This window comes from Gilliamella sp. App2-1 (genome assembly GCF_001690255.1).
In the GTDB taxonomy this organism is placed as follows: Bacteria; Pseudomonadota; Gammaproteobacteria; order Enterobacterales; family Orbaceae; genus Gilliamella; species Gilliamella apicola_G.
Genome location: NZ_LZGR01000062.1, coordinates 24673 through 41201, shown reverse-complemented (window position 1 = coordinate 41201; position 16529 = coordinate 24673). Strand labels below are relative to the sequence as shown.

Genomic DNA, 16529 nt, shown 5'->3' with positions numbered 1-16529 from the left:
AATGGGCTTATTATCAATAAATGGATCGCCGGCACCATAAGCGCGTTTAATATTGTAAAATATCAAATTATTATTCAATACAATAACCGTGAAGACGTGCCATTAATCGTGACTCAAAACAATAAAATTTAAATTAAGGAGCAGAACAATGCCATCACAATATCAACCCCAAATTTTTGGTTGGATAAGCGATTTAGTAAAAGGCGGTAACTATTTAACGGGTGCGGATCAGCGTCTTCTATATGCCAATGATAACTACTGTGCTTTTATTCGTAAAACAAAATCTGATCAGATTCTTTATTTATGTATGAGTTTTTTTCTCTCAATTTCGGGGATCTTTTTAATTCCATCTTTGATATATTCTATTATAACGTGCAATAGTGATACACTTTTCTATCTTTTAACTTCTGGTTTATTTTGTTACATTATTCTCGAATATTTAATGATTCCTGAATTTTATCAAAATCTTTTTACACGTCGAGGTAGTCCCATTATTTTTAACCGTAAAACGGGTAAAGTGTATATCAATGAAAGCTATTTTTTTAATTTTAAAGTGTTACGTAATCCGCTAACCTTTTTGCACCCTAATAAAAAACGCATAAAAGAATATGACTGGGCCCATTTACAAGGGGTGGTGGTGCATAACTTTTCACGCTCTTCACTCAACACCACCATATTAATGGTGTGCAAACCCCATACCCATAAAACAATCGACCATATATTGCTAGACCCATTACGTGCTGGCATAGGCAGTTATCTGGTTTGGGGTTGGGTCAATAACTTTATGTGCGCGAACAAATTAGCTGGCTTAAACGATGGCAAATACAAATGGGAACAAGAAACCCAATTTAAAGACAACATTATTAAAGGACAAGGCTGGCCAGAATGGATGGTCGAAGCGTTTAATGCCACATCGCAAGCAGAGCTCGCCGAAATTAAACAACGGCATCATGTCAAACAATAAGTTTTAATAGCTCAGGGCGGGGACGGACAAAAAGCCTATTTTGATAAGTATGATCGCAACCGTAATGTCATGACAGGGCTGCCTGAGCCTGATTATAACACTATTGACGAGCCAGACGAATTTACATTAACCACATCGGCTAATCATCTTACTGATAAAACAATAACCAATAGCGACAAGCCAGTTCAAAATGGGCTTATTATCAATAAATGGATCGCCGGCACCATAAGCGCGTTTAATATTGTAAAATATCAAATTATTATTCAATACAATAACCGTGAAGACGTGCCATTAATCGTGACTCAAAACAATAAAATTTAAATTAAGGAGCAGAACAATGCCATCACAATATCAACCCCAAATTTTTGGTTGGATAAGCGATTTAGTAAAAGGCGGTAACTATTTAACGGGTGCGGATCAGCGTCTTCTATATGCCAATGATAACTACTGTGCTTTTATTCGTAAAACAAAATCTGATCAGATTTTTTATGTATGTCTTTCAGGCGTAATTTCAATTGGATTAATATTTATTATTCCTATATTAATATATTTGCTTACATGGATAAAATTGGCTTCTATGCTTATTCTTCCATTGGTGATCATAATTTTATTTATTATTACATTATATTTAATGTTACCAGAATTTTACCAGAATCTTTTTACACGCCGAGGTTGCCCCATTATTTTTAACCGCAAAACGGGTAAAGTGTATATCAATGAAAGTTATTTTTTTAATTTTAAAGTGTTACGTAATCCGCTAACCTTTTTGCACCCTAATAAAAAACGCATAAAAGAATATGACTGGGCCCATTTACAAGGGGTGGTGGTGCATAATTTTTCACGATATTCACTCAACACCACCATATTAATGGCGTGCAAACCCCATACCCATAAAACAATTGACCATATATTATTAGACCCATTACGTGCTGGCATAGGTAGTTATCTGGTTTGGGGGTGGGTCAATAACTTTATGTGCGCTAACAAATTAGCGGGTCTAAACGATGGCAAATACAAATGGGAACAAGAAACCCAATTTAAAGAAAAAATTATTAAAGGACAAGGCTGGCCCGAATGGATGGTTGAAGCGTTTAATGCCACATCATTAGAAGAGTTAGCTGAAATTAAACAACGGCACAATATAAGCTAATAATATAAATATAATCAAAATAATGGACACCGTTAAAGAAGGCGAAAGTCAAGATAAAAAAATGCGCCAACTGGCGATCGACTTAGGCTCGTTAGCATTATTAAGTGTTGATAGCGTTGCCCTATACCGTGACATCAAATTAAAAATGCAATTAGTCAAAGCCATGCGATCGCGTGTTGCAACGACATTAGTACCTGAAATCGAAGCGAAACTGACATTAAATACCTTGATTTCTAAAACCGTAGCCAAAGCTTTTGCTACCATAACTATTTTTGAAGCCTTAGGTGAATTAAAAAGTGCCTTGGGGATGTGGAATATGGAAGATAAAAAATATTTCATGGCTAGAGTTGGTGGAGCTGTATTATTAGGAGCTAGCGCTATATTTTTATTAGCCAGTTCAGGTTTTGTAATAGGCTTTGGCGTTATATTCTCATTAGTGGGGTTATACCTAATTGCTTTGAGTAAAGAATACGATAATTTTACCCCTATCGATCACTGGTTAAACCGCTGTTATTTTGGGGTGCAAGAAGAGTTTGCCTATTTAGGGTACGATGCTTATCACGAAGAGCAAAAGACATTTGTCGGTTTTGGTCATTCGGTGAATGACTATTTGGTTGCGGTATCAGGCATTGAAACTTTTATCATCTTTAAAAAACCAAGTTCATTTAGTGGGATGAGGCTACATCACCGCCACCTCTATTTTTATTTAACATACCCAAACTGCGCTACTATTGCCCAAAAGCCGTTACAGGCTTCAGTTAAATTATTTGGTAAAAATGGGCAAAGTTATGAGGATATGATTGAATCTCGCTTTAATATCCGTTCAACAGGGGTAAATCACGACTCAGGAGAGGCGCATTCCCCAATCCACCTAAACGAAGATAAAGCCAAAGAGACCCTAAAAATCACCGAATATGTCACCACCGATAAAAACTACTTTATCGACCATTATGAAGCAAAAACCTTTAAAACCCTCACTCAGGGCAAAGCGGTATGGCAATCTAATTTTACCGATATTGAAAAAATCGAAGTAAAAGAGCCCGCTCCTAACCAGCCAGAAAGTCACCTAACGGCCATAACTTGGGTCGCGGGCACCTTTGCTTATGATCTAATAAATAACTATCAAATCAATATCAGCCCTAATGCACAAGATGATGGCGAAATTCCACTCATCATTAACCGAATCAGTAACCAATTTCATGAAGAATAAATAAAAGGAGAATAAAATGCCATCAAAATACCGCCCACAAATCTTTGGTTGGTTTGGCGATCTAGATAAAGGTCCACGTTTAGTGCCCCTGCATGACGATCGCTTAAGTTATGCCAATAATACCTATTGTGCCTTTATTCGTCAAATTCCCTCAGATCTGATTTTTTATACCTGTCTCTATTTTGTTATTATTATTTTGGGAAGCATATTAACTGTTGGTTTTTTTATAATGATTTTTTGGTTCAATGATTCTGAAATTGGTGACAAACTAACAATAATAGGTGCAATTGGTTTTATTACCTGTTGCCTCACTATGTATTATGCTATCCCTGAATTCTATCAGAATCTATTTTCCCGTCGTGGTAGTCCTATTATATTTAACCGTAAAACAGGTAAAGTCTATGTTAACGAAAGTGACTTTTTTAACTTTAAGTTTTTACGGCATCCTGCAGTATTTTTACAACCGAAAAAACGCCGAATAAAAGAATATGATTGGGACGATTTGCACGGTGTTATTATTCATAATATGTCACGTAATGCTTTAACCTCGACCGTGCTAATGGTATGCCAACCCGGTACGCATCAAGTGATTGATCATATCATGCTAGATCCTATTCGAGCGGGCGCTGGTAGTACATTTGTTTGGGGGTGGATCAATAGTTTTATGGTGTATTATAAATCTGCCAATATCGATGATGGCGAATATAAATCAGATCAAGAAGCGGAATTTAAAGCCCATAGGATTGACGGTCAAGACTGGCCCGAATGGATGGTAGAAGCATTTAATGCCACATCATTAGAAGCGCTCGTGGAAATCAAACAACGGCACAATATAACGCAATAGCCCAAAAGTCATTGCAGTTTGGCAAAAATGGGCAAAGCGGTATGGCAAACCAATTTTAACGATATTGAAAAAGTCGAAGTGAAAAAATCCACATCTAATCAGCCAGATAGTGACCTAACGGTGATAACTTGGGTAGCGGGCACCTTTGCTTATGATCTAATAAATAGCTATCAAATCAATATCTGCCCTAATGCACAAGATGATGGCGAAATTCCACTCATCATTAACCGAAGCAGTAACCCATTTCACGATGAATAAATAAAAAGGAGAGTCATCATGCCATCAAAATACCGTCCACAAATTTTTGGTTGGTTTGGCGATCTGGATAAAGGTCCACGTTTAGTGCCCCTGCATGACGATCGTTTAAGCTATGCCAATAATAACTATTGTGCCTTTATTCGTCAAATTCCCTCAGATCTGATTTTTTATACCTGTCTCTATTTTGTTGCTATTATTTTGGGAAGTATATTAATAGTCGGATCTTGTACATTTATTATGGATTATGATCACCCTGATAGCGGTAGCATGCTTTGTTTTATAGGAGTTGGTGGCGTTATTACCTGTTGTGCCGCTTTATATCTATCCATTCCTGAATTTTATCAAAATGCTTTCTCCCGTTGTGGCAGTCCCATTATATTTAACCGTAAAACGGGTAAAGTCTATGTTAACGAAAGTGACTTTTTTAACTTTAAGTTTTTACGGCACCCTGCGGTATTTTTACAACCGAAAAAACGCCGAATAAAAGAGTATGATTGGGATGATTTGCATGGTGTTGTTATTCATAACATGTCGCGTAATGCCCTAACCTCGACCGTGCTAATGGTGTGCCAACCTGGCACCCATCAAGTGATTGATCATATTATGTTAGATCCTATTCGAGCTGGCGCAGGGAGTACATTTGTTTGGGGTTGGATCAATAGTTTTATGTTTTTTTGTGATGTTGCCAATATCGATGACGGCGAATATAAATCAGATCAAGAAGCGGCATTTAAAGCCCATAGGATTGCCGGTCAAGGCTGGCCCGAATGGATGGTTGAAGCGTTTAATGCCACATCATTAGCAGAGTTAGCTGAAATTAAACAACGGCACCATATAACGGAATAGCCCAAAAGCCGTTACAGTTTGGCAAGAATGGGTAAAGTATTATGGCAAGCCCATTTTAACGATATTGAAAAAATCGAAGTAAAAAAAAACGATCCTCATCAGTCAGATAGCCACCTAACGGTGATAACTTGGATAGCGGGCACCTTTGCTTATGATCTAGTAAATAGCTATCAAATCAATATCAGCTCTAATGCACAAGATGATGACGAAATCCCACTCATCATAAATCGCAGCAGTAACCAATTTCATGATGAATAAATAGAAAGGAGAATAAAATGCCATCAAAATACCGTCCACAAATCTTTGGTTGGTTTGGTGATCTAGATAAAGGTCCACGTTTAGTACCCCTGCATGATCGTCGCTTAAGCTATGCCAATAATAACTACTGTGCCTTTATTCGTCAGGATTATAATGATCAGATTTTTTATGCTTGTTTGTATATTATCGGTTTTATCTTTGGAACTGGCTCTACTTTTAGTTTTCTTTGGTTAATAACGGAATATGATAATCCTACAATTAAGCCGTTTACTTTAATGATAATTATAGTTGGATTTATTGCAAGTTGTTTAGGCATGTATGTTCTAATTCCTGAACTCTATCTAAATTTGTTCTCGCGCCGTGGCAGTCCCATTATATTTAACCGTAAAACGGGTAAAGTCTATGTTAACGAAAGTTATTTTTTTAACTTTAAAGTATTACGGCATCCGGCGGTATTTTTACAACCGAAAAAACGCCGTATAAAAGAGTATGATTGGGATGATTTGCATGGTGTTGTTATTCATAATATGTCACGTAATGCCCTAACTTCAACCGTATTAATGGTGTGCCAACCGGGAACGCATCAAGTGATTGATCATATTATGTTAGATCCTATTCGAGCTGGCGCAGGGAGTACATTTGTTTGGGGTTGGATCAATAGTTTTATGTTTTTTTGTGATGTGGCCAATATCGATGATGGTGAATATAAATCAGATCAAGAAGCGGAATTTAAAGCCCATAGGATTGCCGGTCAAGACTGGCCCGAATGGATGGTTGAAGCGTTTAATGCCACATCATTAGAAGAGTTAGCTGAAATTAAACAACGGCACAGTATAACGGAATAGCTAAGATGATGACGAAATCCCACTCATCATAAATCGCAGCAGTAACCCATTTCACGATGAATAAATAAAAAGGAGAGTCATCATGCCATCAAAATACCGTCCACAAATTTTTGGTTGGTTTGGCGATCTGGATAAAGGTCCACGTTTAGTGCCCCTGCATGACGATCGTTTAAGCTATGCCAATAATAACTATTGTGCCTTTATTCGTAAGATTCCTTCTGATCAAGTTTTTTATTTATGTATTTACATCATTGCTGTTATTCTTTTATGCTCTGCAGTGGTTATATTATCTATATTATCTATATTATCTATATTGACTTATTTATGTAATCCAATTTTAGAAACTAACATGTTTTTAGCGGCGTTAAGTGGTGTTATTTTATGCTTTATTGCTATGTATTTTGTTATTCCAGAAATCTATCATAATCTATTTTCCCGTCGTGGTAGCCCCATTATATTTAACCGTAAAACGGGTAAAGTCTATGTTAACGAAAGTGACTTTTTTAACTTTAAGTTTTTACGCCATCCAGCAGTATTTTTACAACCGAAAAAACGCCGAATAAAAGAGTATGATTGGGATGATTTGCATGGTGTTATTATCCATAATATGTCACGTAATGCTTTAACCTCGACCGTGCTAATGGTGTGCCAACCCGGTACGCATCAAGTGATTGATCATATCATGCTAGATCCTATTCGAGCGGGCGCTGGTAGTACATTTGTTTGGGGGTGGATCAATAGTTTTATGTTTTTTTGTGATGTGGCCAATATCGATGATGGTGAATATAAATCAGATCAAGAAACGGAATTTAAAGCCCATAGAATTGACGGTCAAGGCTGGCCCGAATGGATGGTCGAAGCGTTTAATGCCACATCGCAAGCAGAGCTCGCTGAAATTAAACAACGGCATCATGTAAAACAATAAATTCATAATAAAAAACGTTTGATATCTGAGGTTTCCATACCAGCATAATTTTTCTTTTTTTATAAAAAGTTGAATGAGTTATACTATATTTAAAGCAACGCGCTTTAATTGGAATGCACACTCTAGATCCTTTTAAACTAGATACGATTTGAGAGAATATTTTATTTTGGGTTCAGTTCATTTTAGAGGAGGATTTATATTTTCAATGAAAAATAAAACAATTTAGGCATAGATGATCTCTGGTAATTGAATATCCCAAGGTTGGTTATCAATATGTCGGACTTTTTGGCAAGCAAATGCAAGCCCAATCGGTAAAATTTGTTGGGTTTGATAATTAGCTAGCAACCGGTCATAAAATCCCCCTCCCATTCCCATACGATAACCTCGTTGATCAAAAGCAACCAATGGAGTAAAAATAATATCAAGTTGGTGGGAAGGAAGCACATTTAATATGTTTAATTCTGGTTCTAATATACCAAATTTATTTTTTATAAGCTGAGTTTGACTAGTATATTTTAAGAAAAGTAAATGTTTGGAGGAAAAAGGGTGAATAATAGGTAAATAGACAGATTTATTTTTTTGCCATAAATAGTTAATTATGGGTTGGGTTTCGACTTCGCCATCAAATGATAAAAATATGGCGATATTTTTCGCAGCATTAATCGCTTGATGATGAATAATTTTTTGATATATAGCTTGCTGTGCAATATTGCGTTCACAGGAAGATAATTGTCGTCTTTTTTGACGGATATTTTGCCTAATATTCATCAGTTTCTATTGTTGCTGAAAGGTAAATAGAAGGCTCCAAGATGTCGTTAGGGTCGTAACCCTTGAACCCAGAGTTCAAGGTGAACATCGTGTTTTAATTTTTAGGTTTCCTTACAAGTAAGGCATACACACCAATTAAAAGTCACTCCGTTCTTAAGTTAAGAATATCGGCTCAGGGGACTAACCCATATCGCGATCATCTCAGAGTTGAATATAATAATACAAAATTTAACAAATCATACAATACCATTTGTATTAAATTTACAATTAAAATAGTTAATTGTTGGTATTTAGGGCTGAATCGAGTAATTGCTGTAACATTTTTAGCCGATCGCCAAATTCATTACTTTTTTCTTTTTCTTTTGTGAGTTCATAAGAAATATTCAGCGCTGCAGTCATAATAAGCTGATCGCTACCAACTTGCGGTGACTTTTCTCGTAAAGTTGTTAAGCGCGCATCTAAATCTTTTGCGGCACTATTAAGTGCATCGACTTCATCAACAGGACAATTGAACTTTAATGTTCGTCCAAAAATCTGAATAGTGACAGCTTGAGTTTCCATATTTAACCTATTGATTCATAAAATTATTAATTTTATCGATAATGTGTTTTTGATCTAACCCTATCTCTTGTCTTATTTCACTTTGAAATCCTTGAGAAATAAACTTATCAGGGAGTCCGATATTTAAAATATCACATTTTATTTTTTTCGATAATAAATATTCACAGACGCCGCTACCGGCCCCGCCTTTAATACTATTTTCTTCAATGGTGACAAGTATATTATGAGTTTGGCTAATGTGCAAAAGGACTTTTTCATCTAATGGTTTAACAAAACGCATATCGATAACTGTAGCATTGATTTGCTCTGCTGCTTGTAATACTTCGGTAAGCAAAGTACCAAAATTGAGTAAAGCGATATTCTCACCTTGTCGACATAATTTAGATTGCCCTAAAGGAATTGGGGTTAATGGTGTTAATTGTGTACCAGTACCTTCGCCACGAGGGTAACGTACTGCTGCAGGGCCATTATGTAAATAGCCGGTGTAGAGCATTTGTCGGCATTCGTTTTCATCACTTGGTGTCATAATGACCATATTGGGTATGCAACGTAGATAACTTAAATCAAATGCTCCTTGGTGAGTTTCGCCGTCGGCGCCAACGATGCCAGCGCGATCGATGGCAAATAATACGGGTAGGTTTTGAATGGCAACATCATGAATAACTTGATCGTAAGCGCGTTGCAAAAAAGTTGAGTAAATGGCGACAACCGGCTTTAAGTCACTAATTGCAAACCCAGCGGCTAGGGTAACAGCATGTTGTTCGGCTATTGCAACATCAAAAAATTGGTCAGGATAACGATTGGCAAATTTTGTCATGCCCGAACCTTCACTCATTGCAGGGGTTATTGCCATTAAGCGTTTATCATTTTGCGCCATTTCACAGAGCCAATCGCCAAAAATTTGCGAATATGTTGGGGTTACTTTTTTGGCGGTAGGTAATATACCCTCATTAGGATTGAATTTTGGTACACCATGCCATAAAGTCGGATCTTTTTCAGCAGGTGCATAGCCTTTGCCTTTTTGTGTAATCACATGAAGCAGCTGAGGGCCTTTCAATTGACGAACTTTTTGTAAAGTTGCGATCAAGCCATCAATATCATGCCCATCAACAGGTCCTATATAATTAAAACCCAGCTCTTCAAATAAGATGGCAGGGGTAACTAATCCTTTTAAGTGTTCTTCAGTCTTTTTAACCAGCTCTTTTAATGGCGGAAGATTTGCTAATACACGTTTGCTACTTTCCCGAAAAGACGTATAGGCTCTACTTGATAAGATTTGAGTAAGATGTTGGTTTAGTGCGCCGGTATTTGCTGAAATCGACATATCATTGTCGTTAACAATCACAAGCATATCGGGTTTAATGTGGCCTGTGTGGTTCATCGCTTCAAATGCCATACCTGCAGTTAAAGCGCCATCGCCAATAATGGCAGCCACTTTTTTACCCGATTGTTTTTTTTGTTCGCTAATTGCAATTCCAAGCGCCGCACTAATCGAGGTCGAAGAATGTCCTGTGGTTAGTACATCATATTCGCTCTCATTACGATGAGGAAATGGATGAAGTCCACCTTTTTGGCGTATAGTGAGCATTTGGTCTCGGCGACCAGTCAAAATTTTGTGAGGATAAGCTTGATGACCAACATCCCAAATAATTTTATCAAAAGGCGTTTGATAAACATAATGCAGTGCTGTAGTTAATTCAACCACACCTAATCCCGATGCTAAATGACCACTCGATTGGCTAACACATGCGAGTAAATATTGTCTGAGTTCGCAGCATACAGCCGATAACTGTGATTGCGGTAAACGTCTTAGATCCTTGGGTGAGTTTATTTGTTTTAACAATGGGTAATTATCTAAATTCATTATGTAATGCTATATTTTAGTTAATTGTTAACTATTGCGATTAATAATAAAACCAGCTAGATCCTGTAATGGCTGGGTATTATAAGGTATTTGCTTTAGACTATCGATAGCTTGTTGGTAAAGTTGCTCTGTGAGCTTTATTGCGTTATCAAGTCCAACTAATGCTGGGTATGTGCTTTTTTCATGGGCCAGATCTGAACCTTGCGGTTTACCCATAATTGATTGCTCACCAATGACATCTAAAATATCATCTTGAATTTGAAACGCCAGTCCAATAGCCTGGGCGTAATTATCGAGCGTTAGGTAGTAGGGTTTAGCGATTTCACCACAAGCAAAAGCCCCTAAACGGATCGCCGTGTTGATTAACGCACCTGTTTTATAACAATGGATTTTTTGTAAATGTTCAAGGTTAATTGATTGTTGTGTGGCCTGTAAATCGAGCGATTGACCAAGACACATACCATTAACACCGCTAGCATGGGCAAGCTCTGCTATCATCTTGATTTTAGCCTCCGCATCAATTAACTCACTGCTTGCCAATAATGAAAAGGCTAAACTTTGCAAAGCATCACCGGCAAGTATGGCTTGAGCTTCACCAAATTGGATATGGCAGGTTGGTTTGCCTCGGCGTAAATCATCATTATCCATGGCGGGTAGGTCATCATGAATCAATGAATAAGTATGAATTGATTCAATGGCGGCAGCGGCTTCATCTAATTTAGAAAGAGGACAATTGAACATTTGACCCGTTAAATAGACTAAAATAGGTCGAATCCGTTTGCCACCCGCCAGCAAGCTGTAACGCATTGCTTGTTGAAGTTTAGATGGCTCAATTTGTGAAATACAGACAGTTAAAAACGAGTCAATTCGTTCTTGTAATGGTTTTAAGTTATTCATTATCATCATTTGAAAATTCTGACAGTTCGGCATCACTATTTTCAGATAATAAAATCTGAATGCGTTGCTCGGCCTGCTGTAACTGTTTTTGCCCTGCTTTAGCTAATTTAATTCCTTTTTCGAACTCATTTAGTGCTTCATCTAATGGTAAATCGCCATTTTCTAATTGAGTTACAATGGTTTCGAGTTGTTTAAGAGTCTCTTCGAAACTTGCATCTTTATCTTGTTTTTTTGCCATATTCAATTCCTCTTTACGGTTGATGAGTATACACTTATTTCAAACAATCGTGAATCAAGGCTTTTGCTTATTTATAACACCACAAGCGATGTTAATATGTGTTATCCTTTGATTTAGCGATTAGCTAATTTGTTGATTTACGTTCAACTTCGTTATTCGATTCTTCCATCGCTAATAAGGTAATATCTGGGTTAATTGGTTTTTTAACTTCGATACCCATTTCGCGAAATCGTTCAATTTGTCCAATTACATTGCCACGACCTTTAGATAATTTATTCATGGAATTTTGATAGGTTTGTTGAGCTTTGTCTAAACAACTGCCAAGGTTTTCCATATCTTCAATAAAGCCACGCATTTTGTCATATAATTTGCTTGCTCTATCGGCGATAAGCTCAGCATTACGATTTTGATATTCAAAACGCCATAAATTATGGATAGTTCGTAACGCAACTAATAACGTTGTTGGGCTGACAATCATAATATTATTTTTTAGGGCATCATTGATTAATGCGGGGTCATTATCAATTGCACTTAAAAATGCCGGCTCGACAGGAATAAACATCAAAATATAATCTAATGAATTAATGCCAATGAGTTTATGATAATCCTTTTGGCTAAGTTGTTTTAAATGATTACGGACAGCCGCTAAATGTTCGGCCATCGCTTTTGCTTTAACAGTTTCGTCATCACTATTAAAATGGCGCTCATAGGCAACTAAAGTTACTTTAGAATCAATAACGACGTCACCCCCTTGCGGTAAGTGAACAATGACATCGGGTTGTAAACGCTGATGACTTTCGTTAGTTAAATTGACCTGAGTTTCATATTCATAACCTGAACGTAATCCTGAATTATCTAGAATTTGGCTTAGAATAAATTCGCCCCAGTTCCCTTGGGTTTTGTTATTACCTTTTAGTGCATTAGTTAGGTTGGTTGCTTCTTTGCTCATTTGTGCATTAAGCTGTTGCAAGTTACGAATTTCGTGCGTCAATGTGTGACGCTCTTTTGCCTCTTGCCCAAAACTATCTTGCACTTGTTTTTTGAAACCTTCTAATTGTTCTTTGAGTGGTGAAAGTAAAAAATCAAGACTTTGTTTATTTTGTTGCTCAATTTTTTTGCCACTTTGTTCAAAAATACGATTGGCTAGGTTTTCAAATTGGGTCGTGAGCCGTTGTTCACTTTGTTCTAGTATGGTTTGCCTTTCTTGTGTTGCACTTAAGGTTTCTTCTAAACGCGTTTTGAGTTCACTAATTTTGATATTTTGCGCTAGATTCTGCTGTCGATACTGTTCTAATTCATGTTCTAACTGTTTTACTTGAATTGTTAAAATTTGGATTTCTTCCTTCTTTTGGATCAGTTGTAGATCAAATAGTTGATGTAAATTATTAATTGTTAGTTGAGATTTTATCGCTAACACCAATAAAATTAGAGCGGCAATACCAATAATAATGGCAATCCATCCAGTTAATCCTAAAGCATTGAACATAATTAAGCCCTTTCAAAAGTAAATGACATCACGTCATCTAGGCTATTGCTACCTAGAGCAAGCATAATTAAACGGTCTAATCCTACAGCAACCCCTGCACAGTCTGGAAGTCCGGCTTCCATAGCGGCGAGTAACTCAATGTCAATATTCTGTGCAGGTAGATTTTGTTTAGTGCGTTCTAAATTATTTTGTTCAAAACGCATTCTTTGTTCTTGTGCATTAGTCAGTTCTTTAAAACCATTAGCAAGCTCAACGCCTTTGTAATAAAACTCAAAACGGCTCGCTACACGATGATCTTCTGGACTAATAGCAGCTAATGCGGCTTGTGATGCAGGAAAGTTAAATACGGCAATAGGCTTATCTTGACCAATATGCGGTTCAATACCAAAAGTGAATAAGCATTGTAGTAAGCCATCTTTATCATAATTGTCTGTGTTAAGCCCAATATCAAGTTGGTTTGCTGCCTTGACTAAAGTGGCGTGATCGGCTTCTAAAGGGTCAATATTAAGATGGCGTTGAAATACCTTTTGATAAGAAATTCGTTCAGCAGGTTCACAATCTAAAACAGTTTGTAATAGGTCATCGACTTCATTGATCATTTGCATCATATCGAATTGGATGCGATACCATTCTAGCATGGTGAATTCAGGGTTATGATAACGGCTGACTTCTTCATGATTACGAAAACATTTACACATTTGATAAATAGGACCACTGCCAGCGGCTAGTAAGCGCTTCATATGATATTCAGGGCTGGTAATTAATGACATTTGTTGCCCTTGTTGTTCTTCGTGCTCCCCTGGTTTTAAGAATTTAGTGTGAAAAGAACTTAAATGTACGTCTGTTACTGCATATTGGCTTAAAGTCGGTGTTTCGACCTCTAAAATACAGCGATCCGCAAAAAATTGACGAATTTGAGAAACAATTTTTGCGCGCTTAAGTAAATTATTGATAGATGCAGAAGGTTGCCAAGTCATAAACATATCCATGGATTTTGATTAATTACTAAAAAGAAGAGAAGTAGGGCAAAAGCCCTATTTCTTATTGTTGGCGTTCATTTTGCCATAATGAGAATAAATTGTCGTATTTTTCTTGTTGCTGCCAAATATGACGATGTAATGCGGAAAGAATAAATGGATCCTCTAAAATTGCTAACTGTTGTTCTTTACTCATTTTTTCTAAATCTATGTGTTGATACTGTGCAATAAGTTCATTGCGTTTTTGTTGGTTTTTATTGTTAACTCGATGCCTTGAAGTTGATAAGGCACAAGCTAGCGCATTATAAATAGGATCAACCAACGCCATAATAAAACCATGTTCAACAAATGCCGCTTCGGTTTTAACAAAATATTCACCTGTAAGTGTGACTACTCGTGATGGGTGAGTTTCTTCTGGGGTTAAAAATAGCCCTGCCTTTTTAGCTTTCATTCCAATGCTTGAAAGCCCCGATACTCTAATGACTAAAGGCGAAATAGTTAAAGGTATTAATATCGCTATATACCAATAAGTAAATTGGGGATTTAGCCAGATAATTACGCCTAACCACACAATCCCTAGTAACGATAATGGCCAACAAAAATAAAATGATTCGCCCCATGTTAACGCATCGTCGCTTCGTGATGGCGACTTCCATTGAATTTTGCTACCCATCCATGCTTTGAGTACAAATTTACTATGGAAGATCATGCGTATTGGCGCAAGGATCATTGACCAAACCATTTCAATCAGTATTGATAGAGTTAATTTAAATATACCACCAACCTCTTTTGCACCTGTTCTAGCTATAATAATGCCATAGCTGAAAAATTTGGGTGCAAACAGTAACACCATCGTAGTTGAGAGAAGTTGTATAGCTAATTGTTCATCCCACCTTGGCCAAGTTGGATAAAATTGGTTAGGTTGGAAGAAATATTGAGGCTCAGAAATATTAAATACCAATAATAATAGTGTTGAGAATATTAAAAACACTAACCACAATAATGACGAAATATAAGCCATGCCACTAGTGGCAAACATTATACGGTGGGTTAATTTAATGCCGCTTTTAAAGATTAATCTTAAATTAATTAAGTTGCCCATACACCAGCGATTATCACGTTTTAGATCTTCAATCATATTACCTGGTAGCTCTTCATAACTACCATTCATATTATATGCAATCCAAACGCCATAGCCTGCACGACGCATAAGTGTCGCTTCAACGAGATCATGCGATAAGATATGAATTGGTTCTTTACATTTTGGAATTGGTGATAATATGCAATGCTCAATAAAAGGTTTTAGGCGAATCATGGCATTGTGCCCCCAATATTGTGCTTCGCTTAATTGCCAAAAATGTGTTCCAGAGCAAAATATATCACTATAAGTCTGGTTAGCAAATTGTTGAATACGCCCATAGAGAGTCGTCATTCTAACTGATTTTGGAGGTGATTGTAAAATGCCTGCTTTAGGGGTTATTTCCATCATGGCAATCATTTTTAAAATACAATCCCCAGTCATAATACTGTCAGCATCAAGGATCATCATATATTCATATTGATGTCCCCAACGACGACAAAAATCATCAATGTTACCACTTTTGCGTTTTACTCGGCGTTTGCGGTGACGATAAAAAATATTGCAGCCATTGTTTTGCTTTGCAGCATTAAATTCAGCCCAAGCTTTTAGTTCGTTAACATATAGATCGGGATCGTTAGTATCGCTTAAGATAAAAAAATCACAGCAAGTAGCATGACCCGTTTCAACTAAGGACTGATAAGTTGCTTGTATACCAGCAAATACACGTGCGACATCTTCATTACAAATTGGCATAACAAGTGCAGTACGATGCTTAGAGTCGATATGTGATGCAGGATTGTTGGGAATAGGAATGGTATAACGGTCTTTACCCATTACTGTTAATATTAGGCCCATAATGCTGGTCCAAAAGCCAATTGAGATCCAACAAAACAAAATAGCGAATAAGGTAATAATTGCACCTTGAACAATATAAGGTATGATACTGTAAATAGCTAATTCAGGATTGATATCCCAATTCGCCATAAAATTGATTTTTTGCCAATTTTGATAAGGTAATAAAGACGATAGGTAAGCGGTTCCGTAGTATGTTTGTACTGCAATGAGTGCAAACATAATAACACGACGAATTATAACTAGAATATTAATGCCATGTCTCGATTTGGCAGTATAACGTTGATTCCAAATTTGAGGTTGGATTGAAACGCGATCAACTTCAGGATAACTCGGCTGTTGTTTTCGGGTATCAATAAAAGAACGAGTATCGCCAATTTGATTTAAACGATATTTTAAAAATTCGACATCGTCAGGTGGCGTTGCATTGTTTTTGGTTTTCTGACGCCAAACTCCAGCGTCAGAAAGATTTGCAAAGTAATCTTTTTTCATATTGTTATCTAAT

The 16529-nt window shown here is 36.9% G+C and carries 18 protein-coding genes and 1 other RNA gene; 10 read left to right on the top strand and 9 right to left on the bottom strand.

Going from position 1 to position 16529, the window contains the following annotated elements:
* Positions 1-148 precede the first annotated feature (148 nt).
* The 10 genes from A9G22_RS08610 (at position 149) to A9G22_RS08565 (ending at position 7300) form a co-directional block, all read left to right on the top strand.
* Entirely contained in the window at positions 149-964 is an 816-nt protein-coding gene (locus A9G22_RS08610; protein WP_065586508.1) for a DUF6708 domain-containing protein, read from the top strand.
* Between the two features lie 69 nt (positions 965-1033).
* Positions 1034-1285 carry a hypothetical protein gene (locus A9G22_RS08605; RefSeq protein ID WP_065586504.1) on the top strand — a complete coding sequence of 84 codons (252 nt, stop codon included), beginning with the start codon at positions 1034-1036 and terminating at the stop codon, positions 1283-1285.
* Positions 1286-1301: 16 nt separating this feature from the next.
* Positions 1302-2114: a DUF6708 domain-containing protein gene (locus tag A9G22_RS08600; RefSeq protein WP_065587368.1), complete on the top strand. Its 813-nt coding sequence runs from the start codon at positions 1302-1304 to the stop codon at positions 2112-2114.
* Positions 2115-2136: 22 nt separating this feature from the next.
* Entirely contained in the window at positions 2137-3324 is a 1188-nt protein-coding gene (locus A9G22_RS08595; RefSeq protein ID WP_075508710.1) for a hypothetical protein, read from the top strand.
* A gap of 16 nt (positions 3325-3340) precedes the next feature.
* Positions 3341-4168 (top strand): DUF6708 domain-containing protein, encoded by an 828-nt coding sequence (locus A9G22_RS08590; protein WP_075508709.1) that lies wholly within the window; start codon positions 3341-3343, stop codon positions 4166-4168.
* An 18-nt stretch (positions 4169-4186) separates the two neighbouring features.
* A complete protein-coding gene (locus tag A9G22_RS08585; RefSeq protein WP_141670025.1) occupies positions 4187-4426 on the top strand; it encodes a hypothetical protein in 240 nt (79 codons plus the stop codon).
* 18 nt (positions 4427-4444) lie between these two features.
* Positions 4445-5272 (top strand): DUF6708 domain-containing protein, encoded by an 828-nt coding sequence (locus tag A9G22_RS08580; protein WP_075508708.1) that lies wholly within the window; start codon positions 4445-4447, stop codon positions 5270-5272.
* An 18-nt stretch (positions 5273-5290) separates the two neighbouring features.
* Entirely contained in the window at positions 5291-5530 is a 240-nt protein-coding gene (locus A9G22_RS08575) for a hypothetical protein (protein WP_141670024.1), read from the top strand.
* Between the two features lie 17 nt (positions 5531-5547).
* Positions 5548-6375 (top strand): DUF6708 domain-containing protein, encoded by an 828-nt coding sequence (locus tag A9G22_RS08570; protein ID WP_075508707.1) that lies wholly within the window; start codon positions 5548-5550, stop codon positions 6373-6375.
* 82 nt (positions 6376-6457) lie between these two features.
* Positions 6458-7300, top strand: a complete 843-nt coding sequence (locus A9G22_RS08565) for a DUF6708 domain-containing protein (RefSeq protein ID WP_075508706.1) — start codon at positions 6458-6460, stop codon at positions 7298-7300.
* A gap of 222 nt (positions 7301-7522) precedes the next feature.
* Here the strand turns inward: A9G22_RS08565 and A9G22_RS08560 are convergent, their stop codons facing one another.
* From A9G22_RS08560 to mdoH, 9 genes are all read right to left on the bottom strand, one after another.
* Positions 7523-8068, bottom strand: coding sequence for a 5-formyltetrahydrofolate cyclo-ligase (locus A9G22_RS08560; protein WP_075508705.1), 546 nt, complete (start codon positions 8066-8068; stop codon positions 7523-7525).
* A gap of 29 nt (positions 8069-8097) precedes the next feature.
* Positions 8098-8279: non-coding RNA, 6S RNA (ssrS, locus tag A9G22_RS08555), on the bottom strand.
* Between the two features lie 65 nt (positions 8280-8344).
* Complete coding sequence (gene zapA / locus A9G22_RS08550) at positions 8345-8629, bottom strand: cell division protein ZapA (protein WP_065586561.1); 285 nt, start codon at positions 8627-8629, stop codon at positions 8345-8347.
* 7 nt (positions 8630-8636) lie between these two features.
* On the bottom strand, positions 8637-10493 hold the full coding sequence (gene dxs, locus A9G22_RS08545) for a 1-deoxy-D-xylulose-5-phosphate synthase (protein WP_075508704.1): 1857 nt from the start codon (positions 10491-10493) through the stop codon (positions 8637-8639).
* 27 nt (positions 10494-10520) lie between these two features.
* On the bottom strand, positions 10521-11399 hold the full coding sequence (gene ispA, locus A9G22_RS08540; RefSeq protein ID WP_075508703.1) for a (2E,6E)-farnesyl diphosphate synthase: 879 nt from the start codon (positions 11397-11399) through the stop codon (positions 10521-10523).
* Positions 11383-11628: an exodeoxyribonuclease VII small subunit gene (xseB, locus tag A9G22_RS08535; RefSeq protein WP_065586558.1), complete on the bottom strand. Its 246-nt coding sequence runs from the start codon at positions 11626-11628 to the stop codon at positions 11383-11385. Before xseB ends, ispA begins: the two co-directional genes overlap by 17 nt.
* Positions 11629-11752: 124 nt before the next feature.
* Positions 11753-13114 (bottom strand): DNA recombination protein RmuC, encoded by a 1362-nt coding sequence (gene rmuC, locus A9G22_RS08530; protein ID WP_075508702.1) that lies wholly within the window; start codon positions 13112-13114, stop codon positions 11753-11755.
* 2 nt (positions 13115-13116) lie between these two features.
* The gene (gene epmA / locus A9G22_RS08525) at positions 13117-14103 is read right to left on the bottom strand and encodes an elongation factor P--(R)-beta-lysine ligase (protein WP_065586556.1); all 987 of its coding nucleotides are present in this window, start codon (positions 14101-14103) and stop codon (positions 13117-13119) included.
* 52 nt (positions 14104-14155) lie between these two features.
* Positions 14156-16516: a glucans biosynthesis glucosyltransferase MdoH gene (mdoH, locus tag A9G22_RS08520; RefSeq protein WP_065586555.1), complete on the bottom strand. Its 2361-nt coding sequence runs from the start codon at positions 16514-16516 to the stop codon at positions 14156-14158.
* Positions 16517-16529 lie beyond the last annotated feature (13 nt).